The 25,914-nt window shown below is 40.9% G+C and carries 24 protein-coding genes; 12 read left to right on the top strand and 12 right to left on the bottom strand.

The genetic code is table 11. From position 1 onward, the window contains the following. Window positions 1-71: 71 nt before the first annotated feature. Together AAEZ18_RS09420 and AAEZ18_RS09415 are read right to left on the bottom strand one after the other, a co-directional pair. Window positions 72-1,577, bottom strand: coding sequence for an AIPR family protein (locus AAEZ18_RS09420; RefSeq protein WP_350594582.1), 1,506 nt, complete (start codon window positions 1,575-1,577; stop codon window positions 72-74). Window positions 1,578-1,835: 258 nt separating this feature from the next. After that, a complete protein-coding gene (locus AAEZ18_RS09415) occupies window positions 1,836-2,447 on the bottom strand; it encodes an excalibur calcium-binding domain-containing protein (RefSeq protein ID WP_350550121.1) in 612 nt (203 codons plus the stop codon). Window positions 2,448-2,732: 285 nt separating this feature from the next. Here AAEZ18_RS09415 and gloA point away from each other — a divergent pair, with 285 nt between their 5' ends. After that, on the top strand, window positions 2,733-3,260 hold the full coding sequence (gloA, locus tag AAEZ18_RS09410; protein ID WP_086993386.1) for a lactoylglutathione lyase: 528 nt from the start codon (window positions 2,733-2,735) through the stop codon (window positions 3,258-3,260). 82 nt (window positions 3,261-3,342) lie between these two features. Here gloA and AAEZ18_RS09405 read toward each other — a convergent pair whose 3' ends face one another. The 7 genes from AAEZ18_RS09405 to bioB all read right to left on the bottom strand — a co-directional run bounded on the left by AAEZ18_RS09405 (window position 3,343) and on the right by bioB (window position 9,506). After that, window positions 3,343-4,005, bottom strand: coding sequence for an NADPH-dependent FMN reductase (locus AAEZ18_RS09405; protein WP_339683179.1), 663 nt, complete (start codon window positions 4,003-4,005; stop codon window positions 3,343-3,345). A 49-nt stretch (window positions 4,006-4,054) separates the two neighbouring features. Continuing rightward, a complete protein-coding gene (locus AAEZ18_RS09400) occupies window positions 4,055-4,507 on the bottom strand; it encodes a DUF302 domain-containing protein (RefSeq protein WP_339683176.1) in 453 nt (150 codons plus the stop codon). 116 nt (window positions 4,508-4,623) lie between these two features. Further along, on the bottom strand, window positions 4,624-5,493 hold the full coding sequence (gene htpX, locus AAEZ18_RS09395) for a protease HtpX (protein WP_089368331.1): 870 nt from the start codon (window positions 5,491-5,493) through the stop codon (window positions 4,624-4,626). Between the two features lie 154 nt (window positions 5,494-5,647). Then, the gene (bioD, locus tag AAEZ18_RS09390) at window positions 5,648-6,331 is read right to left on the bottom strand and encodes a dethiobiotin synthase (protein WP_306288009.1); all 684 of its coding nucleotides are present in this window, start codon (window positions 6,329-6,331) and stop codon (window positions 5,648-5,650) included. Between the two features lie 36 nt (window positions 6,332-6,367). Continuing rightward, on the bottom strand, window positions 6,368-7,264 hold the full coding sequence (locus AAEZ18_RS09385) for a methyltransferase domain-containing protein (RefSeq protein WP_197107973.1): 897 nt from the start codon (window positions 7,262-7,264) through the stop codon (window positions 6,368-6,370). Then, entirely contained in the window at window positions 7,261-8,412 is a 1,152-nt protein-coding gene (locus AAEZ18_RS09380) for an aminotransferase class I/II-fold pyridoxal phosphate-dependent enzyme (RefSeq protein ID WP_339683169.1), read from the bottom strand. Before AAEZ18_RS09380 ends, AAEZ18_RS09385 begins: the two co-directional genes overlap by 4 nt. 53 nt (window positions 8,413-8,465) lie before the next feature. Further along, window positions 8,466-9,506, bottom strand: a complete 1,041-nt coding sequence (bioB, locus tag AAEZ18_RS09375; RefSeq protein WP_339683166.1) for a biotin synthase BioB — start codon at window positions 9,504-9,506, stop codon at window positions 8,466-8,468. 99 nt (window positions 9,507-9,605) lie between these two features. Here bioB and bioA point away from each other — a divergent pair, with 99 nt between their 5' ends. The 5 genes from bioA (at window position 9,606) to AAEZ18_RS09350 (ending at window position 15,449) form a co-directional block, all read left to right on the top strand. Beyond that, complete coding sequence (bioA, locus tag AAEZ18_RS09370) at window positions 9,606-10,907, top strand: adenosylmethionine--8-amino-7-oxononanoate transaminase (RefSeq protein WP_339683163.1); 1,302 nt, start codon at window positions 9,606-9,608, stop codon at window positions 10,905-10,907. Window positions 10,908-11,062: 155 nt separating this feature from the next. Beyond that, window positions 11,063-11,875 (top strand): hypothetical protein, encoded by an 813-nt coding sequence (locus tag AAEZ18_RS09365; RefSeq protein ID WP_182683482.1) that lies wholly within the window; start codon window positions 11,063-11,065, stop codon window positions 11,873-11,875. After that, complete coding sequence (locus AAEZ18_RS09360) at window positions 11,876-12,916, top strand: extracellular solute-binding protein (RefSeq protein ID WP_339683158.1); 1,041 nt, start codon at window positions 11,876-11,878, stop codon at window positions 12,914-12,916. It abuts the gene before it with no gap. Continuing rightward, window positions 12,916-14,415 carry an ABC transporter permease gene (locus AAEZ18_RS09355; RefSeq protein WP_011328291.1) on the top strand — a complete coding sequence of 500 codons (1,500 nt, stop codon included), beginning with the start codon at window positions 12,916-12,918 and terminating at the stop codon, window positions 14,413-14,415. Before AAEZ18_RS09360 ends, AAEZ18_RS09355 begins: the two co-directional genes overlap by 1 nt. 14 nt (window positions 14,416-14,429) lie before the next feature. Continuing rightward, complete coding sequence (locus AAEZ18_RS09350) at window positions 14,430-15,449, top strand: ABC transporter ATP-binding protein (protein WP_339683153.1); 1,020 nt, start codon at window positions 14,430-14,432, stop codon at window positions 15,447-15,449. A gap of 55 nt (window positions 15,450-15,504) precedes the next feature. Here the strand turns inward: AAEZ18_RS09350 and AAEZ18_RS09345 are convergent, their stop codons facing one another. After that, on the bottom strand, window positions 15,505-15,939 hold the full coding sequence (locus AAEZ18_RS09345; RefSeq protein ID WP_058373461.1) for an ATP-binding protein: 435 nt from the start codon (window positions 15,937-15,939) through the stop codon (window positions 15,505-15,507). A 304-nt stretch (window positions 15,940-16,243) separates the two neighbouring features. Between AAEZ18_RS09345 and asnS the strand changes: the two genes are divergently transcribed. Next, window positions 16,244-17,641, top strand: coding sequence for an asparagine--tRNA ligase (gene asnS, locus AAEZ18_RS09340; RefSeq protein ID WP_011328294.1), 1,398 nt, complete (start codon window positions 16,244-16,246; stop codon window positions 17,639-17,641). Window positions 17,642-17,916: 275 nt separating this feature from the next. Here the strand turns inward: asnS and AAEZ18_RS09335 are convergent, their stop codons facing one another. Both AAEZ18_RS09335 and AAEZ18_RS09330 read right to left on the bottom strand, forming a co-directional pair. Then, window positions 17,917-18,843, bottom strand: coding sequence for an electron transfer flavoprotein subunit alpha/FixB family protein (locus AAEZ18_RS09335; protein ID WP_339683149.1), 927 nt, complete (start codon window positions 18,841-18,843; stop codon window positions 17,917-17,919). Next, window positions 18,844-19,593 (bottom strand): electron transfer flavoprotein subunit beta/FixA family protein, encoded by a 750-nt coding sequence (locus AAEZ18_RS09330; protein WP_011328296.1) that lies wholly within the window; start codon window positions 19,591-19,593, stop codon window positions 18,844-18,846. It abuts the gene before it with no gap. A 219-nt stretch (window positions 19,594-19,812) separates the two neighbouring features. On the opposite strand from AAEZ18_RS09330, the gene AAEZ18_RS09325 reads away from it, so the two are divergent. The 5 genes from AAEZ18_RS09325 (at window position 19,813) to AAEZ18_RS09305 (ending at window position 25,803) form a co-directional block, all read left to right on the top strand. Next, window positions 19,813-21,459, top strand: coding sequence for an electron transfer flavoprotein-ubiquinone oxidoreductase (locus AAEZ18_RS09325; RefSeq protein ID WP_182676647.1), 1,647 nt, complete (start codon window positions 19,813-19,815; stop codon window positions 21,457-21,459). Between the two features lie 121 nt (window positions 21,460-21,580). Beyond that, on the top strand, window positions 21,581-22,045 hold the full coding sequence (locus AAEZ18_RS09320) for an acyl-CoA thioesterase (RefSeq protein WP_011328298.1): 465 nt from the start codon (window positions 21,581-21,583) through the stop codon (window positions 22,043-22,045). A gap of 261 nt (window positions 22,046-22,306) precedes the next feature. Then, window positions 22,307-22,876: an outer membrane beta-barrel protein gene (locus AAEZ18_RS09315; RefSeq protein ID WP_011328299.1), complete on the top strand. Its 570-nt coding sequence runs from the start codon at window positions 22,307-22,309 to the stop codon at window positions 22,874-22,876. 403 nt (window positions 22,877-23,279) lie between these two features. Continuing rightward, window positions 23,280-23,984: a tRNA (N6-threonylcarbamoyladenosine(37)-N6)-methyltransferase TrmO gene (gene tsaA, locus AAEZ18_RS09310; RefSeq protein WP_041454438.1), complete on the top strand. Its 705-nt coding sequence runs from the start codon at window positions 23,280-23,282 to the stop codon at window positions 23,982-23,984. Between the two features lie 94 nt (window positions 23,985-24,078). Next, a complete protein-coding gene (locus AAEZ18_RS09305) occupies window positions 24,079-25,803 on the top strand; it encodes a proline--tRNA ligase (protein WP_089368340.1) in 1,725 nt (574 codons plus the stop codon). Window positions 25,804-25,914 lie beyond the last annotated feature (111 nt).

The raw sequence follows: 25,914 nt of genomic DNA, 5'->3' as shown, positions 1-25,914 counted from the left end.
CTGCTGTACCGAACCTTATCAGATCAACCGGCCAAGATAATTGTCGCTAGACCGGCCACCGTAATTGTCGCTTAATACATTAAACAACTTACTGTATATAGGATGTAGAACTTAATATCCGCTATTTCAATAGTAGTATATGCTTTATCTTTTTTTAACTGCTCCTCAATTTTTCGTCCTAGAAGTGCAACTAAGTAATAAGTCTGTAAATCATTATTTTTATGGAACAATTTAGAATAAGACTCATCATCTTCTAATAAAGTTGATGGTCTAGCTCTTGCAAAGTTTGGTTTTTGCATTAGTACTGAAATTAAACACTGAGACATGAAAGGGACACTAATTATTTCTTTAGGCTTCTTCCCTTCATTTTTATAAAAGTTCTTTCTTCGATCATAATAAAGACCTCTCGGCTTAAGAAAATCTTCTATTTGACGATGTACTTGATCTGTTGCTCTCAAAGAAGATTTTGGAATTGGAGTTTGACTATTTGTTGCACGAATAATTCGATCACGTGTTTCTTCACTTTCTGCAACAATTATTCTGACAAGAACATCTCGATTTTCACCTTCTATCTTATCTTTGTTATTATTATAAAAACGGTGTATTTCAGAAGATGTTTGTAATCCATTTACAATTTCTGGGTTGTGTACAACTAGTTCTTTCCCCCCTGGTGCAGCAACTTCACTTGCTAAAATAGTTACACCATTATTTAGCCACCAAAACTCTTCGTCACCAGGGTTTTCTAGTGTATCTTGGATTTCATTATTTACGTTTGTTTTGCCCTGATAGTCACGAACATTAGACTCAAAAATATGCCGAATTAATTTACCATTTTCATCTGTAATAAAGTTGTAATAATCAACTAAATTTGTAAGTGCTATAAATACTTGTCCTGATGTTGATAATGGAGTTTCAGATATTTTCAAACGAAACACATCATTTGGTCTTTCTTGTGTCATTTTGACTAGTTTTTCGGCTCCGAGAAAATGAACTTTTGCTTCTGAAGCAGGTAATTTATCAATGATGTCGTTTTCTAAGGATGCTGCCTGCTTATATACATTAGGGTGAATATCAATACCTTTTGAAACATAATAAACACTAATTTTCAATCTTGGTTTTTTTGTAATTAGCCCCACATAAGTTTTTTTAAATAATTCAAACGCAGATAACACGTGCTCGTTATATTGGCCAATATAGTCTTCAGGATTAAAGTCTAAATCAAAGAGACTTCGGCATAACCTTGATAACTTCAATAGTGGATCTTCTGAAAATTTATTTTCATATTTTGATTGAATTAATACAAATTCAATATCTACATTCTTTTTATACTTATCCGCTAAGTCATCATCTTCTTTAACCAGTTCACCATTTACAAATAAATAAAGCGAATCGGCACCACCGTCATGACTTTTACCTGCGATACCGGTATTTATTTCGTCATAACTTAATTCATTCTCTTTTAATACCTGAAGCGCGGAGTAAAATTCGAAGAAATCACTCAATGGTATATTTTCTTCTAAATCTTCCATTTCTTGTTTAATTATTGCATCAAGTAAGATTTGATTATTTTTGGACATTTCCTTTCCTATAATTAACGATGAGCAATATGGACTCGTAAAGTTATAACGTCTTAGTATTTATACGTTACGTTGTTCGACAAAAACATATAATTCATTTATAAACAAGAAGTTACAATTTCTATTTTGTAACCTTTATAATTTAATCCCAAAACGACTTTTAATAATGTTATGGGACAAAACCTACAGAACTGTATTTATATACAGTATCAAATTAAATTTATTTTTTATAAAAACGCATCTGCAATTATCACCTCTTTAAAACCTTGAATCATTTTCACAAGGTATCCCGTCGTTATCGCCATCCATTTTTGTATTCGGGCAGTTTTTTATAAAGAATACAGCTTCGGCTCGTGAGGTCATTTGGCTGCAGTGTTGCCTGCCATCGCAGCTAAAATTTTGAGTGTTTTTAGGAATAACTGCCTTTGGGTATTTCTCATCAAAGGTGGTTAAGTCGGCATTGGTAATAACGGGGGTGTTGTTTTTATTGCCTGCATGAGTGTTTGCGAAGTACCTATTGTATGCGCTAAAACCTATGCTTAATATAATTACCAGCGCAACAAGGTTAGCTAAAGTGCTCGACTTCTTTTTTGCTTTACTCATTTTAAAGGGTTTATTAAAAGCAGCTGTTTTTGCTAGTTTGGTTTCTACTTTGCTTTCAATTACGCCTTCAATGCGGCAGTTTACGGCTTTGCTTTTACCATTGGGATTAGTAGCTACCTCAAAATAGATAGTGTCGCCTACTTTGGGTTTGCGGTTCATGTGTTTAAGCGAAGATATGTGTATAAAGGTGTCGTGTGCAACACTGCTAGATTTAATAAAACCATAGCCTCGGTTGTCGTTCCACGACGTTAACAATCCTTTGTTCATTGGTGTTCCTGATTTTTATACTTTTTATTAGTTATTTTTTATGTGTTACTTATGCAAACTATACGTTTCTAAAAGTGGTCGGTAAACTTATTTTAAGTAATTTTAAAATTAAACTACTTTATAGCCATTGCTTGGCGGTATTTTAATTAACTAATTATTGAATAGTGATTGAATAACGAATGAATTACATAGGGTGGTTTTAATTTGCGGTGCTGTTGATTATGATGGCGCTAGAAATACTTAATAAGTCTGTTGTGCTTTAAATTTTTTAGTAAGGATCATCTTATGTCTAGCTATAACGAATCTCCAGAGCAAGTTACTAAAGCGACCGAAGGTTATGTAATGCAGCAAACTATGCTGCGAATTAAAGACCCAAAACCGTCATTAGCATTTTATGAAAACGTATTAGGTATGAAGTTGTTGGGCAAATATGACTTTCCTGGTATGAAGTTTACCCTGTACTTTTTAGGTTACGAGCAACAACTGCCTGCGGGCGATGATAAAACCAAAGCTGAATGGGTGTTTCGCCGCCCTGCACTAATTGAGCTTACCCATAATTGGGGCACAGAAAACGACGATAGCTTTGCAGGCTATGTAAGTGGTAACGAAGAGCCTAAAGGCTTTGGCCATATTGGTATTAGCGTACCCGATGTATACGCCGCGTGCGAACGCTTTGCAAAATACGATGTAGAGTTTGTAAAAAAACCAGACGATGGCTCGATGAAAGGTTTGGCGTTTATTAAAGACCCCGACGGTTATTGGATTGAAATACTCTCGGCCGAGGGCATTACCGAAATTATTATGTCTCAGTAATAGCTAGGTCGTATGTTTTAAATTATAAAGCCAGCAGCTAAGCTGGCTTTATTGTTTGAAGGCGTTATTAATTAAACTTAGTTTATTTAGGAGCGTTTCGCTGTGAGGGATCTTTAGTAAAGCTGCTTAACACTTCAGTTGGATTTTGAGTTAGTTTTTGCTGTTGAGCAGCCTCTGCCCACCAGGCTAATTGGGTAAATGTACGTGAGAAGTAATTAAACCAAGTGTCTTGTTCACTTTGATCATTGAACGAGCCATTTTCAGTCATTACCTCTTGCGCTTTTGGTACATGGATCATTGCTGATACGGGTAAACAGCCTAATTCACTTAAAAAGTTACGCATACCCATTGCGGCGCGCATACCACCCCATTGCCCAGCAGAGTAAGTAACAATAGCGCTGGGCTTGTACGAAAACAGTGAGCTGCCAAAATGGTTTAATAAGTTGGCCAGTGCTGGGCTCATAGAATGGTTGTACTCTGGGCTGACCATAATGTAGCCATCGGCTGCGGCAATTTTATCAGCTAGGGTATTTAGCTGCTCGGGAGCTTTACTTTTGGGGTAAGCAAAGTGTGGCTTAAATACCGGTTCGAGCGGGTAATCTAGCGCGTCGATTAGCTCTATTTCGTGTGTACTAAATTGGCTTTGCAAACACGCTATACATGCTTGGGCTACGCGCTCACCAAGCCTTGCTGGTTTAGGGGGTGTGCTATTGCGTACTGTGCCTAAAAATACTAAAAACTTCATGTATATTCCCTCGTTGTTTAAATTACTTTTTTAGGGTTGGTAATTAAGCTCAGGGCTGTATAGCCTTTGCAGCAAGCTCTGCAAGTACATTGGCAAGCTTTGTAGCAACAGCGCATTGCGCTGCACCATGGCGCTTAGTTAAATAGCTCGGATCGTTGTAGCTCAACCATACTTTTGCATCGGCGTCTTGCCAAACAAGTCCTTTAAGCGGTAAATCAATCCCCATTGTTTGCGCGCACTGCATTAAAGGAGTACCGCCTTGTGGATTACCAAATATAATAACTTCGGTATAGCCAAGCTGCTGCCCTACTTTTTTAGCCCCTGCGGCGTGATCAATACGTGCAAAAATTGTCAGTCCTTTATTTTTAGCCAGTAGCTCAAACTTATTCATAGTGGCTTTGGCGCTTTGCTGGCTTTGTAGTGTTATTAGGCCGTTTGTTGCTTTAGCCGGAAAAAACACAAAAAGTAACGCAAATACAAAAGTGGTGCTTAATAGTTTCATGTATAAACTCTGGTTTGGTTAAACATATGAGCAACCAACTTAGCATGTAATTTAGTCACAAAAAAGCCAGCGGTTAAGCTGGCTTAGTATATATGCAATAACTTTGCGCTAAAACATTATTTACGCAGTGCGTCTATGCGGGCGTCAAGCGGTGGGTGCGACGAAAACAACTCAGCCATACCTTTACCACTGGCAATACCAAACGCCATCATTGAGCCTTCTAGTTGCGAAGGATGATTTTGCTTTAATCGCTCAAGGGCTGAACGCATTTTGTCTGCGCCTACTAGTTTGGCAGCGCCGCTGTCGGCAGCAAACTCACGTTGGCGGCTGTAATAAGCCACTATAACGCTGGCTAAAATGCCAAAAATTACTTGAAACAACATATCGAACAGGAAGTAGGTCCAGCTGTTGCCGCCCTCTTGTTCATCGTTGTTACTGTTTATAAAGTTATCTACTATGCCTGCTAGCACTTTAGCGGCAAATATAACAAAGGTGTTTACCACGCCTTGTATAAGTGTAAGCGTTACCATGTCGCCATTAGCAATATGCGATACTTCGTGGGCAAGTACGGCTTCGGCTTGATCTTGGCTCATACTGTGTAATAAACCTGTGCTTACTGCCACTAGTGAGTTGTTTTTACTTGGGCCGGTGGCAAATGCGTTCATTTCTGGGCTGTCGTAAATGGCCACTTCTGGCATTTTAATGCCGGCTTTTTGCGCTTGTGCTGCAACCGTAGTTACTAGCCAATGTTCGGTTTCGTTACGTGGTTGGGTAATAACATGTGCGCCGGTTGATTTTTTAGCCATCCATTTCGACATAAATAACGAAATAAACGAGCCACCAAAACCAAACACAGTGGCAATCATTAGCATACCGCCTAAGCTACGGTTGCTTAGTCCAAATACACTCATCACTATTGAAAGCACTACACCTAATACCAACATAACTGCGAGGTTTGTTAGTAAAAATAAAAAAACACGTTTCATACTTGTCCTCAAAAAATAATATCGATTGCGGTACTATTAATATGTTTAGTGCGTTTGGCACTAAATTGATTAAAAGCAATCACTGCGTTATGACACAGTATGTCACAACGTCAGTGCTATTCTGTGACAAACTATGTCGTAAAACAAGTGTTTTTTATGTGTTTAGTGCGAAATTTTCTAGCAGTGTTTTATATATTTGTAATTTAGGGGTTTGCTCACTGTATGGGCTTATTGCCAGTATAGGAAAGGGTAAACGTAATTTAAGTGAATCAAGATTAGCTTGGTACTCATCCATGTTTGGATCAACCTGATTTGCAATCCAGCCAATGCAATTTATACCCATACTTTGCATATGTGCAGTCGTAAGGAGTGCATGATTTAAGCAGCCTAACTTTATACCTACTACCAATATTACCGGCAGTTGCTCTGCTTTAACCCAATTGTATAAATAATCTGTGTTGCTTATAGGCAGCGCCCAGCCACCAGCACCTTCGGTAAGTATATAATCGGCACCTTGCTGTTTTACGTTTTTATACGCGCTGCTTAGCTTATCTGCAGTAATAGTAACCCCTGCTTGCTCGGCGGCTATGTGCGGGGCAATAGCAGGTGCAAAGGCAAACGGATTAATTACATCGTACTTGGCACTTACCGTTGCGCTTTCCATTAATATTAGTGCATCGGCATTTACTAGCTGATCAAACGCCATTTCGCAGCCAGACGCGAGCGGTTTAAAACCAATTGCTTGCTTTTTATGTTGCGCAAGTAGCTTTAGTAATAAACTGGTAACGTGGGTTTTTCCGGCGTCGGTGTCGGTGCCGGTAATAAAAAATTCTTTCATGGCGTTATTTACCTTTGCTGTTTTATTTAGCGGTTTTTATTTAACTGTTTTTTTGCAAAGTGCTAATAGCATAACGTGATACGACACGTGCGCTTTATTATTTTTAAGCGGATATGCGCTGCATACCTGCTGCAAAGCGTGCTTAGTTAACAAGCCTCTGCGCGTATTACTGTGATTTTGCGCTGTAGCACCTATGGCCTTAATAGAGCGAATGGCATTTAATGGCGATGTAAACTCATCGCTATACAAGGCTTTTTGTATTGTATTAATAGTAAACCCAGATTTTTGGACTGATTGGTTTATATACTGTTCGCTATTAAAGGTATTTATATGGCTGTTGTTATCAAGTGCGCTAAATGCGGTTTTTATCTCGTTAAGCGAGCCTTCAATAACGCAGCTAATATAGGCTTGCCCGCCTGGTTTGAGCGCAGTATAAAGCGATTTTAATAATTGAGCAAAATCGGCCGACCATTGCACTGCAAAGTTACTGTAAATAATATCAATACTATTGGCTTGCAGCGGAAGATTATCCATATCGGCGCATAGCCGTGGCGTATTTAGTGCGCTGCTTTGTAGCATGTTTAAACTAAGATCCATGGCAATAACGCTGCCAAATAATGTTTGCAAAGTATGTGTATTAACTAATGGCCCTGCGCCTAAGTCGATACACAGTTTGGCTTTATTACTGCTATTTGCATTCGCTTTTATAAGTTTAAATAAATCATCTGCGGCTTGTTTTTGCACATTAGCATGGTGGTTATAACTGCTGGCTGCTTTTGAAAACTTACTCTGCGCCCCCTTTTTAAGGCTACAGCTTGGTAATAATATAGGCCCTGCTGATAATGATTGTATATTTAACGGCTGCCTATTTGGCTCTGTATTTAATGGCTGTGTTGTTATAGAAGCAGCATTTAAAAGTGTTTGAGCAATCATACTAATGCACCTACTAAGCTATTAACTAAATGGTTAATGTCGTGCTTTGTATGCGCTGCGCTGAGAGTGATTCGCAAACGTGCGGTGTTATGAGCAACGGTTGGCGGGCGAATAGCAGTAAGCCAAACACCGTATTTTTTAAGTTTACTAGCCACGTTTAAGGTGTGCTCGGCGCAGCCTAAAACAATGGGCTGAATAGCGGTACTTGACTCCATTACGGCAATATTATGTTGTTTAGCAAGTTGCTTAAAGTAGCTAATATTTGCCTTTAATTTAGCGCGTTTATCATCTGCAGTTTTAATCGCTTTAATACGTGCAAGAGTAAGCCCTGCAATAAGCGGCGACATAGCCGTGGAATAAGTGTAATCGCGATTAAATTGCAGCATGTAATCAATAAAATGTTTACTGCCTAATACACACGCGCCGCTACTGGCTACCGCTTTGCCAAAAGTAATAACCAGTAACTCAGGTAGTTGCTCGGTATTAAGCGCCTCGCAGCTGCCTAACCCGGTTTTACCTAATACGCCAAAACCATGAGCATCGTCTATCATTAGCCAAGCATTGTGCTGTTTGGCTAACGCCAGTAGCTCGCTAAGTGGCGCTTTGTCGCCATCCATCGAAAATACACCTTCGCTTATAATTAGCTTATGCTGCGCTGTTGATTTTTCTAAGCGGGCGCGTAAATGGTTCATGTCGTTATGATTAAAACGGATTAAAGCGGCGTTAGCATGCAGTGCGCCGTCTATTAGGCTGGCATGATTAAGCTTATCTTGAAAAACAGCACTGTGCTGCGCTACCGTTTTATCTTGAAACAGCGCTTTTATTACACTGCTATTAGCACTAAAGCCCGAGCTAAACAGCATGGCGGCTTCGTAACCTAACTGTGCGCATAAATACTGCTCTAGTGCGTGTTGCTGAACTTGATAACCGGTAACTAACGCTGAGCTGTGACTCCCTAATGCCGGTAATTCATTTAAAGCAATTGCGTTATCGCCAAAGCCTAAGTAGTCGTTACTGGCAAAATTAAGATAGGTTTTGTTATTAATAGTAATTTTGCGCGCCGTAGCATGCTGTACTTGGTGGCGTTTACGCAGTAGCGCATCGTGCAAGCAAGCTTGCAGATGCGTATTTATAAATTCAAATGACATTTGGCTGTGTTTACCTAGGCTTAGTTATAGCTTAGTTATTATTATGGCTATGGTTATGCTTCGTAAAATAACTTAGACGTTGCTTTGTCGGCCACTTGCGATGAAAGCGACGCGGCTACGGCTTCATCTGAATAGTCGTGACGAGTTTCTGGATTCATCCCTAACTTTTTAATTAAGGCCATATCGGCATCGGCATCTGGGTTTTCGGTGGTAAGCAGTTTGTCGCCATAAAATATAGAGTTAGCACCTGCAAAAAAGCACATTGACTGCATTTGCTCGTTCATGGCGTTGCGCCCTGCCGACAAACGCACATAGCTGTGCGGCATCATAATGCGCGCGGTTGCAATTGTGCGTATAAACTCAAAATGATCTAAGTCATCTACGTTTTCAAGCGGTGTGCCTTTAACTTTAACCAGCATATTAATGGGTACGCTTTCTGGTTGTTGATCTAAGTTGGCCAGTTGCATTAATAAGCCATAGCGATCGGCTGCTTGCTCGCCCATACCTACAATACCGCCCGAACATACTTTCATACCCGCGTCGCGTACATTGCCTATGGTATCTAGGCGGTCTTGAAAAGTTCGGGTAGATATAATTTGCTCGTAATACTCAGGCGAGGTGTCAAGGTTATGGTTGTAGTAGTCAAGCCCAGCATTGCGTAGTTCATGGGCTTTTTCGTTATTAAGCATGCCTAGGGTCATACAGGTTTCTAGGCCAAGTTCTTTTACTTCTTTAACCATTTGCGAAATATACGGTATGTCTCTGTCTTTTGGATCTGACCACGCGGCCCCCATACAAAAACGAGTTGCGCCTTTTTGTTTGGCTAAACGCGCTTGTTCTACTACTTTTTCTACCTCTATTAGGCGTTCGCGTTCTAAATCGGTTCGGTAATGCCCAGACTGCGGGCAATATTTACAATCTTCTGGGCAGGCACCGGTTTTAATCGATAATAAAGTAGAAATTTGCACTTCATTTGGGTTGAAATTAGCACGATGAACCGATGCGGCTTTAAATAGTAAATCGTTAAATGGCATTTCAAATATTGCTTTAACTTCACTGTGGGTCCAGTTGTGACGAACAGGTGCAAGTTCCATAGTTTTCTACTCTCTTTATTTTTTCATAACGGTGATATTGGCTTAGTCTACTTCTTGAAGTACCATTGTCAACGAACCCAAGCCCACTTAAGTTTACATATGATTAAAAAGAATACGATTGACCTAAATTTTGATCGCCAGCATATTTGGCACCCTTATACCTCTATGACCAAGCCTATAATGGTTTACCCTGTTACCCACGCAAATCATAATATTATTGAGCTTGAAACAGGCGAGCAACTCATTGATGGCATGGCCTCATGGTGGAGCGCTATACATGGCTATAACCACCCAGTTTTAAATAACGCCATGATTGAGCAAATTAACTCTATGAGCCACATTATGTTTGGCGGATTTACCCATAAACCCGCTGTAGAGCTGTGTAAAAAGCTAGTAAGCATTACCCCTGCTAGCTTAACTAAGGTATTTTTAGCCGATAGCGGCTCGGTAAGTGTTGAAGTAGCTATAAAAATGGCGCTGCAGTATTGGCTTAGCCAAGGTATTTCTAACAAACAAAAATTAATGACTCCCTACAAGGGCTATCATGGCGATACCTTTGCGGCTATGAGTGTATGCGATCCAGTTAATTCAATGCACAGTTTGTACAGCGGCTTTTTACCCGAGCATATTTTTGTACCAGCCCCGGTAAGCCAATTTAATAGTGAATTTAACCAAGCTGAGGCAACCGAGCTTGAAGCGTATTTTAAAGCGCACCACCAGAGCGTTGCGGCATTTATTATTGAGCCAATTGTACAAAATGCTGGTGGCATGAACTTTTATCACCCTGAGTACTTAGCCTGCGTACGCAAGTTATGCACGCAATATAAGGTGTTACTTATATGCGACGAAATAGCCACAGGCTTTGGCCGTACCGGTAAATTATTTGCCGTAGAGCATGCTAATATTCAGCCCGATATAATGTGTATAGGCAAAGCACTCACTGGCGGCGCTATGACCCTATCGGCCACTCTTACCAGTGACAAAATAGCCACAGGTATAAGCGAAGGCGAAGCCGGTGTATTAATGCACGGCCCTACTTTTATGGGCAACCCGCTTGCCTGCGCTGTGGCCTGTGCCAGTATAGATTTACTGCTTGAGCAAAACTGGCAGCAGCGCATAACCAACCTAAACAGCCAACTACAACAACTCAATAAGTGCAAAGAGCTTGATGACGTAGCCGATGTACGCACTTTAGGCGCTATTGGGGTGGTAGAGCTAACAGCGGAAGCAGGCAATGTTGATGTGGCTAAAATTCAGGCTTATTTTGTAGCACAAGGTGTGTGGATACGCCCCTTTGGTAAACTTATTTATTTAATGCCGCCATATATTTCAGACCATAGCAGCATAAAAACCTTGTGTGATGCCATTTATAACGCCATTAAAGGCAAGCATTACGCTTAAACTTACCGCTAAATTAAAGTTTTAGGGTTAAAAGTTGTACACACTTTGCCCTAATAAACAAACAGCCCCTTAACTCACCTTTAGAGTATTGATCTCAGTGACCTTTACCTATATGATAATACCTATCATTTACAGTTACCTTTTCGGACTCTTTTATGAACTTATTATTTAAACCAGCTAAAGCGTTAGGCGTAAGCCTGTTATTAGCCTCTGCTTTTATAACGCAACCGGTACTTGCTAATGGCCCTATTGGCGAGCATGTTAATCACCTTCAGGCTAATCTTAAAAGTTACGCCGAAGAAGTAGAGTGGATGGTTGGCAAAGTCGATACTATGGTAAGCGACTACGATACTAAAGGTGCTAAAGCGGTAAAAACAGATGACCTTATTGAATATTGGGAATCGGTTAAATTTCACAGCGCCATAGAAACCAATTTTGTACCTGTTTACGCTTCTATTTGGCAAGGTATTTACGGTGTAAAAATGGCTATCGAAAACAAACAGCCTGCAACTGAAGTTCGTAAACAACAACAAGCCATGAACAATGCCCTATGGCAAGGCCTTGGCGCTGTTAAATTAGCGGCAAAATTTCAGCAACAGGGTTTATTAGCAAATGTAACAACAACTGCAACCAAAGAAATGACCCAAAGTGCCACTATCGACGAAATTAAGCACCGACTCGATCGTGTTGTTGCAAAATTTGCTGAGCGTTTAAACGACGAAGCCACCGAAATTGTACACGACACTTACCTACACTTATTTGAAGGCGTAGAAGGCACACTAATAGCGCAAGACGCTAACTTAGTTGAAGTGTTAGAGAAAGACTTTAACGTAACACTGCCACTTGCTATTTCTAGCAACAAAAGCGTAGACGAAGTACGTAATGTAATAAGCGACATGCAAACAAAATTAGATCGCGCTAAAACGCTGATCGAAAAAGCCGAAAAAACACGTAAGGATGTATTTTAAGTGAAGCGTAGGACCTTTATACAAGGCCTGGTTGCGCTTGGGGCTGTGGGTGCATTACCACTGCCTCTTGCTCGCGCACTAGCGGCCAATATAGCAAACCCTGTGTCTGTAGATAGCTTACCTAAACTAGAGGGTGAGCTTACGCTTTATTTAGGGCGTGGTGAAGGTGGCTTATACGAAAACGTATTACAAGCTATCGAGAAGAAAAATCCAAACCTTAAACTCGGTATACGCCGAGGCCCAACTGCTGCATTAGCAAATACCATAGTAGCTGAAGCAAAAGCAGGCGTTCGCCGTGCTGACTTATTTTGGGCGGTTGACTCAGGCGCAATTGGTTTAGTTACCGATGCTGGCCTTGCACAGCCAATACCAAGTGATTTATCGGCTCAGTTACAACCGCAATTTAGATATAAAGAATGGACGCCGGTAACCGGCCGTATTCGTACCTTGCCATACAACACGTCGCGTTTAACTAAAGAGCAAATTCCCACCAGCATTATGGAAATTGCCGACAGCGATTTAAGTATTGGTTGGGCCCCTGCTTATGCATCGTTCCAGTCGTTTGTAACTGCAATGCGAATTTTAGAAGGTGATAACAAAACCGCTAAGTGGCTTAAAAAAATTAAAAAGCGCTCTAAAACCTATGCCGGTGAATTAGGTGTAGTTATGGGCGTTGAGCGCGGTGAAGTTGATATTGGTTTTGCAAATCACTATTACACACTTAGGTTAAAGTCGGGTAAGCCCGATGCTAAGTTAGATTTAGCTTTTACCCAAAACGATGCGGGCTGTTTGGTCAATGCCTCAGGGGTGTTAGCTTTAAGTGACGATCCGTTAGCAACTAATTTTATGCGTTATTTACTAAGCACCGAAGTGCAAAGCTATTTAGCCAGTGAAGCTTACGAAATCCCACTTGTTAATGGCATTAGTGTGCCACAGGGCATACCGTCTTTATCGAGTATTTCGCCGCCTAAAATTGATTTAACTCAGCTCGCCGATTTACGCCCCACTATCGATTTAATGCGCAGTAGCGGCGTACTGTAATGCGACTACCAGCATCCTACCCAATGGCGCTGCTTGCAGCGCTCATTACGCTTACCCCTATTTATGTGTTAATTACCCTTGCCAGCGACACAAGCTCAGTATTTGACAGCCATAACCTCGACATTTTAGCTAATACCTTATCGTTAATGGCGTTAACTGTATTGGGTTCTATTTTAATTGGCGTGCCACTGGCGTTTATTAGCGCTTATGTACATTTGCCATTTAAAAAATTATGGCTGGTTATATTTGCAGCTCCCTTAGCTATACCTAGTTATATAGGGGCGTTTACACTTTATGCAGCTTTTGGCCCTGGGGGGGAAATAAATAACCTGCTTGGCATTCCAACGCCCTCAATGGACGGCCTTAGCGGCGCAGCCATAGTAATGACCTTGTACACATTTCCGTTTGTAATGATGACCACCCGCTCGTCCTTACTCAGCCTTGATGCCAGTATGGTAAACGCTGCACGTACACTGGGTATGTCGATGACACAAAGTGTATTTAAAGTAATATTACCCCGCGTAGTTAATGGTATTGCCGCGGGATCTTTGCTTGTTGCACTTTATACTTTATCTGACTTTGGTACACCGGCAATGATGCGCTTAGATACCTTTACCCGAGTTATTTATGTGGAATACAACGCCTTTGCTTTGGGCCGTGCGGCTATGCTCTCGTTGCAATTAATGGTTATTGTTGGCTTTTTATTAATGATTGAATCACAAATAAAAACCGCCACTGAACGCCAAGGCAGACCACTTATTTTATTCCCTAAAAAGTGGCAGTTAAGCGCTATGTTTATAACTTTTGCGCCTATTTTGTTATTAGCCATTGGCTTACCTTTAGCTATATTTTCGTTGTGGCTGGCACGGGATGGTTTTAGCGGCTTTGATTTTAGTATTGCTTGGAACTCAACATATGCCTCAGCAATTGCTGCTGTAGTAGCTGTAATTGTGGCCATTCCGGTTGCTCATGCGGCTCTTAGCGGTAAAGCAGGTAAAGTAATGGAGCGCGTAACTTACTTTGGCTTTGGTATTCCGGGCATAGTAATGGGCACAGCGCTTGTTTATGGCGGCTTGCAACTGCCCTTTTTGTATCAAACATTAGGGTTGCTTATTATTGCTTATACGCTGCGCTTTTTACCCCTTGCTGTAGGCTCAGTTCGTACCAGCACCGAGCACTTAGATCCAAGCTTGGTAAAATCGGCCCGAGTACTTGGCGCCAGCCCACGCGAAGCATTTATGCGTATAACTCTGCCCTTAACTATGCGCGGTATTATTGCCGGTGCAGCATTAGTGTTTCTAGAGTCGATGCGCGAGCTAGAGGCCACATTATTGCTTGGCCCTACTGGATTTGAAACCCTTTCTACTTATTTGTGGCGTGTATACGAAGCCGGCTATTTTGGCCGTGCTGCTATTCCAGGGTTATTATTAGTGGTGATTTCTGCGTGCGCGTTAGCTATTATGCTCACTGGCGAAAAACGCAACCAGCTCGAACATTAAGGATTTAATAACAAATGCTATCTGTAAGTCAGTTGTCTATAGATTATGGCAGTAACCGTGTAGTAAGCGATTTAAACCTATCATTAGGTAATAACGAAATTCTTATGCTTGTAGGCCCTACTGGCTGTGGTAAAAGTACTATTTTGCAGGCACTAGCCGGCCTTATACCTATAAGCGAAGGCGAAATAAACAGTGGTAAATGGCGGGCAACCCCTAAAATTACTATGCCTCCAGAAAAACGCAGTGTAGGTATGGTATTTCAAGACTTTGCTTTATTTCCGCACTTAACCGTGCAGCAAAATATTTATTTTAGGTTAAAAGACACCAGCCCAGGCGAACATTGGATAAAGTTACTTGGCCTTGATGAGTTTAGAAATAAAAAACCGGCAACGCTTTCAGGCGGGCAAAAACAACGCGTTGCACTTGCGCGCACCCTTGCCCACCAGCCCGACTTTGTATTATTAGATGAGCCGCTTTCTAACTTAGATGCCGCACTTAAAGACATGCTGCGCTGGGATATTCGAAACGCCCTTAAAGCGGCGGGCGTACCTGCAATTTGGGTAACGCACGACCAAGAAGAAGCACTGTCGGTTGGCGATCGTGTGGGTGTACTGCAAGGCGGTAAAATTCAGCAAATTGATACACCAGAGCGCTGTTTTAGTACGCCTAACAATCGATTTGTGGCACGTTTTTTAGGGGAAGCCAGCTTTATAAGCGGCCAGTTTAGCCAAGGCCAAGCAACCACAAGTATTGGTAATGCCCCTGCCCACGGTGTTGATTGCGATAGTGGCGATGTAGATGTGCTGCTGCGCCCCGATGACGTATTACTAGTGCAAAGTAGTGTGGGGAATAATGGCGAAGTTATTTGGGTACGCTTTGAAGGTGGCAGCCGCTTATGTGCTATAAAGCTTGCCTGCGGAACTGTAGTAACCAGCCGTGTTAGCCATGAAATAGTGGTAAGCCCTGGCGATGCTGTACATGTATCTTTAAGTACCTTGCATCCGTTAGCGGTTTATAAACAACTCGCGCAATAATAAAGTATGCAACACTAAAAAGCCCATTAACATGGGCTTTTTTAATCTGTATAAATTACCATTCAAACATATAGGCCATTTTACTAATAGTTTTAAGTGGAATGTTATGGCTGTTACGCTTGGCATATAAATGCTGCATAGATTTGTCTTTTACTTCGCCCACAATCACTTCTTTTACTTGATAGCCCAAAGCGACTGCTGCTTGTGTGTACGCGATAAATTCCCACTTTTTAATATTGGTGTTATCTACAATCACCAACGGAATATTTTGTGCTAAAGCGTTAATAAAGCGCGCTAAATTTAAATTATGGTATTGCGGCAATTTAAACTTATCAAATTGGTATTCACCTAGATCATTAATAAAATAATCATCGGTTGAGCAAATAACATATTGGCTTTCGTCTGCACCGGCGAGTTCGTCAGCAAGATTTTGCGCATAATAAGACTTACCGCTTCCTGGTAGTCCTCGTAAAATAAAAACTTGTTTCATAGCATCCATTTTTTAGTATGTAATGGTAAAACGATTAATATAAAAATATCTGAATGTTCATAATGCCACAAAATGGGTAAACATAAGAGCAACAAATAACAATACTCACATTTAGGCCTTAAAACTGTATAAAAATAAAGCGCATTTATAAAAATTTTTAAAGAGTTGCCCACAATAGTTTTTTTATCTTACTTTACTAGGTAAGATACAGGGTTCAAGTGCAGCGCCGTTTAAGAGCAATTTTGCCAGCGTGTGGTGCGTAGTTAAATTATATAGTTAGGCAACTTATATCATTGGAGTGAAGATGAGCCATTTAGCGATTTCAGAGCTATTAAAAGGCAAGGTATCGGTAGACAGCCAAGTTACAGTAAAAGGCTGGATCCGTACTCGCCGCGATTCAAAAGCAGGAATTTCATTTTTAGCCGTTCATGACGGTTCGTGTTTTGATCCTATTCAAGCGGTAGTTCCTAATTCACTTAATAATTATGATGAAGTCACTAGCCTAACAGCCGGTTGTTCTGTGTCGGTTACCGGTGTTTTAGTGCAATCTGCTGGCCAAGGTCAGTCTTATGAGATTCAAGCTAACTCGGTTACTGTATTAGGTTGGGTAGAAAACCCAGATTCGTACCCTATGGCTGCAAAGCGTCATAGTATTGAGTACTTACGTGAGCACGCTCACCTTCGCCCTCGTACTAACATGATTGGTGCCGTAACCCGTGTACGTAACTGTTTAGCTCAAGCTATTCATCGCTTTTACCATGAGCAAGGTTTTTTATGGATAAGCACCCCTATTATCACAGCAAGTGACTGTGAAGGCGCAGGTGAAATGTTCCGCGTATCAACGCTTGATATGCAAAACTTACCGCTTACCGATAAAGGCGAAGTAGATTACAGCGAAGATTTTTTTGGTAAAGAAGCATTTCTTACTGTATCTGGCCAGTTAAATGGTGAAACTTACGCGTCGGCAATGTCAAAAATTTATACGTTTGGCCCAACCTTCCGCGCAGAAAACTCAAATACTTCGCGCCACCTTGCCGAGTTTTGGATGGTAGAACCTGAATTAGCATTTGCTGATTTAGAAGATATTGCAAAACTAGCAGAGCAGATGTTGAAGTATGTGTTTAAAGCCGTACTAGAAGAGCGCCGCGATGACATGGAATTTTTTGCACAACGTGTAGAAAAAACAGCCATTACTCGCCTTGAAGAATTTGTAGAAAAAGACTTTGCACAAGTTGATTACACCGAAGCGGTAGAAATATTAAAAGCCTGTGGTAAAAAGTTTGAGTACGCTGTTGAATGGGGCGTAGATTTACAGTCTGAACACGAGCGTTACTTAGCAGAAGAACACTTTAAAGCACCGGTTGTTATTAAAAACTACCCACGCGATATTAAAGCGTTTTACATGCGCCAAAACGAAGACGGTAAAACCGTTGCCGCAATGGACATAGTAGCGCCAGGTATTGGTGAGATCATTGGTGGCTCACAACGTGAAGAGCGCCTAGATATTCTCGATGCTCGTTTAGACGAAATGGGCTTAAACAAAGACGACTACAGCTGGTACCGCGATTTACGTAAATACGGTACTGTGCCGCACTCAGGCTTTGGCTTAGGTTTTGAGCGTTTAGTTGCTTATGTTACTGGTATGGGCAACGTACGTGACGTTATCGCCTTCCCTCGTACTAAAGGCAGCGCAACGTACTAATACGTTAACGCTTACTGTGTACCATAGTAAAAACCAGCCGATGGCTGGTTTTTTTATGCCTAAGTAACCTGAGCTCCGGATAATAAACTTATCTCAAGCAGCTATTTTTCAGCGCTAACTGCGTTGAATTTTCTTGCAATAGGCCAGTCAGGTTAAGTGAATAAGTACCTTAGGTTTATTAGGCACAATCAAAAGCCGCAGCATCATAAAATGATACTGCGGCTTTTAATTTATCACTATAACTATAAATACAAATATAATTTTTAGTTATTAACTTATAGAGCTTGCTCTAGCTGTGGTAAAACATCAAACAGATCGGCAACTAAACCGTAGTCTGCAACCTGAAAAATAGGTGCGTCTGGGTCTTTATTAATTGCGACAATTACTTTTGAGTCTTTCATACCGGCTAGATGCTGAATTGCACCACTAATACCCACTGCAATGTACAAGTTTGGCGCTACAATTTTACCTGTTTGCCCTACTTGCATGTCATTTGGTACAAAGCCTGCATCAACTGCTGCGCGCGAAGCACCAATAGCAGCGCCTAACTTGTCGGCTATTCCGTGTAATAAACTAAAGTTTTCGCCATTTTGCATACCACGACCACCTGAGATAACCACAGTAGCTGCGGTTAATTCTGGGCGCTCTGATTTAGTTTGCTCATCGCTTACAAAGCTGCTTAGCGCAGAATCGGATACCGTATTAACTGCCGTTATTGGCGCGCTTGCTTGCTCTGTTTGTAAGTCGAAGCTACTAGCACGTACAGTGATAACTTTTTTGCTATCGAGTGACTTAACCGTGGCAATTGCGTTGCCCGCATAAATAGGACGCTTAAATGTTTCTGCGTCAACAACGTCAACAATTTCTGAAATTTGTGCAACATCAAGCAAGGCTGCAACGCGCGGCATAAAGTTTTTACCTGTAGTGGTAGCACTTACCACTATGTGGCTATAAGAATCAGCAAGCGATAGCACTAAATCTGCCATACTTTCAGCTAATTGGTGTGCATATACTGCGTTATCTGCTACCAGTACACTGGCTACGCCATTAATAAGCGCAACTTCTTCGCTTAATACACCTAGGTTTTCGCCCGCAATAAGCACATCAATAGGAAAACCAAGTTTTGCTGCTGCGTTAATTGTTTTTGAGGTTTCTGGTTTTAATACACCGTTATCGTGTTCTGCTATTACAAGTGTTTTCATTTAGATTACCTTCGCCTCTGTTTTTAATTTTTCTACAAGTTGCGCCACGTCCTCAACTATAATACCGGCAGTACGTTTAGCTGGCTCTTCAACGCTAATTAATTGCACACGGGCCGTTAAATCAACACCCAAAGTATCGGCTGCAATAACCTCAAGCGGTTTACGTTTTGCTTTCATTATATTTGGCAGCGACGCATAACGTGGCTCGTTTAAACGTAAATCGGTAGTTACAATAGCCGGTAAATTAAGCGCTACTGTTTGTAAGCCGCCATCAACTTCACGGGTAACATTAACTTTTCCATCAACCACTTCAACTTTTGAAGCAAACGTACCTTGGCCACGTTTGGTCAATGCAGCTAGCATTTGGCCGGTTTGGTTATTGTCTGAATCAATTGATTGCTTACCTAAAATAACTAATTCTGGTGCTTCTTGTTCTACAATTTTTGCAAGTAATTTAGCAATGTGCAGCGACTCTAACTTTTCATCGGTTTCGATGTGAATGGCTTTGTCGGCGCCTAGGGCTAATGCCGTACGTAACTGTTCTTGCGAGGCTTTTGGCCCAATTGTTACGGCAATAACTTCGCTTGCTGTACCCGCTTCTTTTAAGCGAATAGCTTCTTCAATTGCAATTTCGCAAAATGGGTTCATCGCCATTTTTACGTTGGTCAAATCAACGTCTGTTTTGTCTGACTTAACTCGCGCTTTTACGTTGTAATCTATAACTCTTTTTATTGGTACGAGAACTTTCATATGGACTCCATCGTTATTTAAACCTACAAGCTGACGTGCACGTCAACCTATTTATTTTATGAAATCAGACTACTGTCTATTGACGTAAACATCAACCTAAAATAACCTTTAAACATTCACAACCCATAACTTTTTATTAGCATCTATCAAATGGGTTATGTATTTCATTAACGTGTAGTTAAATATAGGGTACGTTAACCATTCGAATAAGAGGTATTTATGATCACCCGGGAAACCATGGAATTTGATGTAGTTGTTGTAGGTGCAGGCCCAGCGGGTCTTGCATGTGCAATAAAACTGGCACAACAAGCGCAAAATAAACAACAAGAATGCATGATCTGTGTCGTTGAAAAAGGTTCAGAAGTGGGTGCTCATATACTCTCTGGTGCCGTGTTTGAAACCAAAGCGCTGGATGAATTACTGCCAAATTGGCAAGAGCTCAACGCCCCTGTAACCACCAAAGTAGCAAAGGATGAAATTTACTGGTTTAACAACGAACAAAAAGCCACCGCTATTCCGCACTTTGCCACACCAAAAACCTTTCATAATGATGGCAATTATATTGTCTCTATGGGGAATGTTTGTCGCTGGTTAGCTGAGCAAGCAGAAGCACTGGGAGTCGAGATTTTTCCTGGGTTTAGTGCGCATTCGCTTATTATTGAAGACGACACAGTAAAAGGCATTATTACTGGCGATATGGGCCTTGATAAAGACGGCAACGAAAAAGATGGTTACATGCCTGGCATGGAGCTACGCGCTAAATACACCGTATTTGCCGAAGGTTGTCGTGGTCATTTGGGCAAACAACTCATTAATGAATTTGCCCTCGATGATGAGTCATCACCGCAGCACTATGGCTTAGGCTTAAAAGAAATTTGGCAAATTGATGAAAGTAAGCATCAATTAGGCACAGTAGTACACGGTACAGGCTGGCCATTACAAGGCGATACTAACGGCGGCGCATTTATGTACCACTGTGAAAACAACCAAGTTGTGGTAGGACTGATTGTTGATCTCAACTACTCAAACCCGCATTTAAGCCCGTTTGATGAGTTTCAGCGCATGAAACACCATCCTGTGTTTAAAAATGTATTAGCAGGCGGCGAACGTGTTGCTTATGGTGCTCGTGCTATTGCTAAAGGCGGCTTGCACTCATTACCAAAAATGCATTTTCCTGGTGGGTTATTGGTAGGCTGCGATGCAGGTACGCTTAACTTTGCAAAAATTAAAGGTAATCATACTGCAATGAAGTCGGGTATGGTGGCAGCTGAAGTTATTTTTAAAGCATTAGAAAATGAGCAAGCAAATACCGACTTAAGCGAGTTTAAAGACGCGTTTGAGCAATCTTGGGCTTATAAAGAATTGCAGCAATCACGTAACTTTGGCCCTGTTATGCACAAGTTAGGTAAGTTTGTTGGTGGCGCATATAACACCCTAGATCAAAATATTTTTAATGGTTGCTTGCCATTTACCTTTAAAGACAACACCCCAGATCACGATACTTTAGTTGATGCGGCGGATGCCGATAAAATAGTGTATCCAAAACCCGATGGTAAACTCAGTTTTGATAAGTTGTCGTCGGTATTTTTATCAAATACTAACCACGAAGAGTCACAGCCGTGTCATTTGCAATTAAAAGATCCGAGTATTCCAATTGCTGTAAACTTAGTTAAATTTGATGAGCCAGCGCAGCGCTATTGCCCTGCTGGGGTTTATGAAATTCAAGAAATTGCTGGCACTAAAGAGTTTGTGATTAACTCGCAAAACTGCGTGCATTGTAAAACCTGCGATATTAAAGATCCGAGCCAAAATATTACTTGGGTAACTCCGGAGGGGACTGGCGGGCCAAATTATCCTAATATGTAGTTATTATTGTTAATAAAAAGTAGGTTTTTACATATAAATTATAAACCTACACTAATTTGCAGGGGCTTGTGCCCCTGTTTTGCGCTATGCTTACCCTAGTTTTTATAAAAGAGAATTAGTTATGCCGTCGTCAAAAGTTGTTTTTCGTTTTTTAGCAGAGCCTACTGATGTAAATTTTGGTGGTAAAGTGCATGGTGGAGCCGTCATGAAGTGGATTGACCAAGCTGGCTATGCATGTGCTGCAGGCTGGAGTGGCCATTACTGTGTTACCGTATCTGTTGCTGGGGTGAAGTTTAGACGCCCTATTTTAGTAGGCCAAATTGTTGAAGTGGAAGCTAAAATAGCGCATACCGGTAAAACCAGTATGCAAATATTTATTCAAGTGCGTTGTGGCGACCCCAAAACACAAAATATGGTTGAAACCAACCACTGTGTTATTAGCTTTATTGCTATGGATGAAACCGGTTACCCAGTAGCAGTGCCTTCTTTTAAAGCGATTACCGAAGAAGATTTAAAATTAGAAAACTACGCTATAAAAATGAAAGAAATTGCAATAGAGACGGAAAACTTACTGCATAAGGTATAAGTAACTAAAGTGTGCCTGTAAAAACCTCACACTTTTTGTAAAACATGCAATTGAGCTTAGAAAGTAACAACTAATAAAAGTTCACTGCTGTACACGTATCATACAAACGGCCATAAAAACCAATACTAAAGTAGGTTTTTATGGCCGTTTTTTTATGTTTTTAATAATTGGCATGCTCACTGCACCTACCTTGATGACGTTTGATTTAATTACATCTTATTTTTTCAAGCATTTGATTTTTATTATTAAAGGAGCTAATTCATGATTAAAACACTTTCTCTTTCTACACTTGCTTTAGTAACACTGGGTTTTAATACTGCAGCTAAGGCTGATATTGCTGATTTCGATTCTCCACGTATCTACACGGGTGTTGGTTACGGTCAATATTCTTTTGAATTTGAAGACAGTGACAAAGACACTGACTTTGACGACGATGCACAAATGCTAAAAGGTTACGTTGGCGCACAATTTAACGAGTATTTAAGCTTAGAGCTTGCTTATCAAAACTTTGATGAAGTAAGTGATGTGGACAGCAAAGCTGAAATTGATGGCGTATCGCTTGCCGCACGCTTGGGCTACCCTATTACAGAGAGTTTTTCTGTGTATGCAAAAGGCGGTTGGCTTGAGTGGGATGCAGAATACACACAAGATTTACCAGTAGGTTCTGTTTCAGCTTCTACAGATGGTGGTGATGCGTTTTACGGTGCAGGTATTGAATATGCACTTACAACAAACGTTCAATTTCGTTTAGAGTATGAACGCTATAAACTTGATGACGATATTGACCCAGATATGGATGTAGCGTCTGTATCAGTGCAGTACATGTTTTAATTAAACCCTAAAACGTGTGTAAAAGGTAAGCTTAGGCTTACCTTTTTTGTTTTGAGTGGTTTAAACGCACATGCATATAAACCACTTAGTCTAATCAATACCTTTTAGACTAGGCTTCTATAAGTAACCTGAGCTCTGGTTAAGAGATTTACTAACGTATTAAATCATAGTTATATTTAATTTTATTTTCTCTAGCCAGAGATTTTCAGTGAAAATAAGGCGAATTTACGCGTCAATAGCTGGCCTATTGCAAGTAAATTCAACGCAGTTAGCGCTGAAAGTAGCTGCTTGAGATAGGTTTATTATCCGGAGCTCAGGTTAAGTAATAAACTCACTTACAAGTAATGCCATAAACGCTAAATATGGGTAGAATAGCGCTCTATTTCATTTGCACCCGAGTACTATGAGCGATTATACCATTTCGGCTATTGGCCACATTCAATCTCCTTATAAACAAAAGTTTGCTATACCTAGGCAACCTCGTTTAGTGCCAGAAGCTAAAGCAAAGCTTATTTTTGCGCCTGACTTTAATCGTGAAGAATTTGTACGCGGGCTTGATGAGTTTAGCCATATTTGGCTGCTATTTCGTTTTCATGAAACAGCCGACAAAGGCTATTCGGCTATGGTGCGCCCGCCTCGTTTAGGTGGTAATGCCCGCAAAGGCGTGTTTGCCACGCGAGCCACTTTTAGGCCTAACGCCATTGGTATGAGCGCGGTAAAACTAGAAGGTATAGAGTATAAAAATGGCCAACTGAGCTTATTACTCGCCGGAATAGATTTACTCGATGGCACACCAATAATCGATATAAAGCCTTACTTACCCTATTCTGACTCTATGCCAGAGGCCAGTGCGGGGTTTGCCGACACCCGCCCAGAAACCCACATGAGCGTTGAATTTACCCCTGAAGTACTAGATTTTATTGCGCAGCAAACGCAATATCCAGATTTACAGGCGTTTATAAGTAATGTGCTAAAGCAAGATCCTCGCCCTGCTTATAAAAAGCAAAAAGACGGACAGCAAAGCTACGGTATGACTTTGTATAACTATAATATTTGCTGGCAAGTTAATGAGTCGCATAATTTAGTTACTAGTATAGAAAATACCTAAATAATTTATCACTTAGCGCTTTAGTGTAAATGCAACCGCTGGTAGACTGAAGCCCTTACAATATGTACATAATTACTCTAATTTCGGAAACAACATGCGTACCAGTCAATATATACTCGCCACACTTAAAGAAACGCCTTCGGATGCTGAAATTGTATCGCATCAATTAATGCTTAGAGCCGGTATGATCCGTCGTGTCGCTTCGGGTTTATACACTTGGTTACCCACTGGGTTACGGGTACTTAGAAAAGTAGAAAATATCGTACGTGAAGAAATGAATAAAGCCAATGCGATTGAAATGCTGATGCCAGTAATTCAACCAGCAGATTTATGGGAAGAATCAGGTCGTTGGGATGAGTTTGGTCCTGAACTTATGCGTTTTACCGATCGTCATAATCGTACCTTTGCGCTTGGCCCAACTCACGAAGAAGTGATCACTGATTTTGTTCGTAAAGAAATTAGCAGCTATAAACAGCTACCAATTTCTTTATACCAAATACAAACTAAAGTGCGCGACGAACGTCGTCCGCGTTTTGGTGTAATGCGCGCCCGCGAATTTACAATGAAAGATGCCTATTCATTTCACTTAAGTGATGAGTGTTTAGATGCAACGTATCAAGTAATGCACAAAGCGTATTGTAATATTTTTGAGCGTTTAAACTTAGACTACCGCCCTGTTATTGCCGACACGGGTTCTATTGGTGGTAGCGTATCGCATGAGTTTCATGTACTTGCAGAATCTGGTGAAGACGCTATTGCATTTAGTGATGGCAGCGACTACGCAGCAAATATTGAAAAAGCAGAAGCACTTGCACCAAGCGAGCCACGCCCAGCTGCAACAAAAGAGCTTAAAGCGTTTCCAACGCCTGACGCTAAAACAATTAACGAGCTTAAAAAGCACTACGGTGTTAAACCACATCGCGGTGTTAAAACATTAATCGTTTACGCTACGCCTGATGAAAACGGGGTACGTGGTTTAGTTGCGCTAGTTTTACGCGGCGATCACGACCTTAACGAACTAAAAGCTGAAAAACACCCGTTAGTAGATTCTCCGCTTGAAATGGCAACAGAGGCAGACATTGTTGCTGCTATTGGTGCAAAACCTGGCTCATTAGGTCCGGTTGGCCTGTCTATGCCAATTATTGTTGATAGAAGCGCTAACATACTAGCTGACTTTGTTGCCGGCGCTAATAAAGACGACGAGCATTACAGCGGCATTAACTGGGATCGTGATGTAACTGATTATGAAGTTGCTGATATACGTAATATTGTAGAAGGCGATGCAAGCCCATGTGGCCAAGGCACTTTACAAATTAAACGTGGTATTGAAGTTGGCCATATTTTCCAACTTGGCACTAAATACTCACAAGCAATGAAGGCTGGCGTATTAAACGAATCAGGTAAAAACCAAATAATGACTATGGGTTGTTATGGTATTGGTGTGTCGCGTATTGTTGCTGCAGCAATCGAGCAAAACAACGACCAATACGGTATTATTTGGCCACAACCAATTGCACCGTTTGATTTAGCTATTGTGCCTATGAATATGCATAAGTCGCATCGCATTCCAGATATTGCTAACAACCTTTACCAAGGCTTAAAAGATGCTGGCCTTGATGTGTTATTTGATGACCGTAAAGAGCGCCCTGGCGTTATGTTTAACGACATGGAATTAATTGGCGTACCATTTACATTAGTTATTGGCGAGCGCAACCTTGATGAAAACAAAGTTGAACTTAAAAACCGCCGCACTGGTGAAAAGCTAATGATTGATATTGATACAGCAATCGATGCAATTAAAGCAGCTGTTAAAGGTTAAGCATAAAATACACTTAACTATAAATAAAAAAACCGCTTTAAAGCGGTTTTTTTATATCTAAAATATAATCACTTCAGCTAAAAAGGTGACTTATTAAAAGCCGCCTATTTC

Source organism: Pseudoalteromonas sp. 19-MNA-CIBAN-0066, assembly GCF_040308705.1.
Taxonomy (GTDB): domain Bacteria; phylum Pseudomonadota; class Gammaproteobacteria; order Enterobacterales; family Alteromonadaceae; genus Pseudoalteromonas; species Pseudoalteromonas nigrifaciens.
This window is presented reverse-complemented; position numbering and strand designations above follow the sequence as displayed.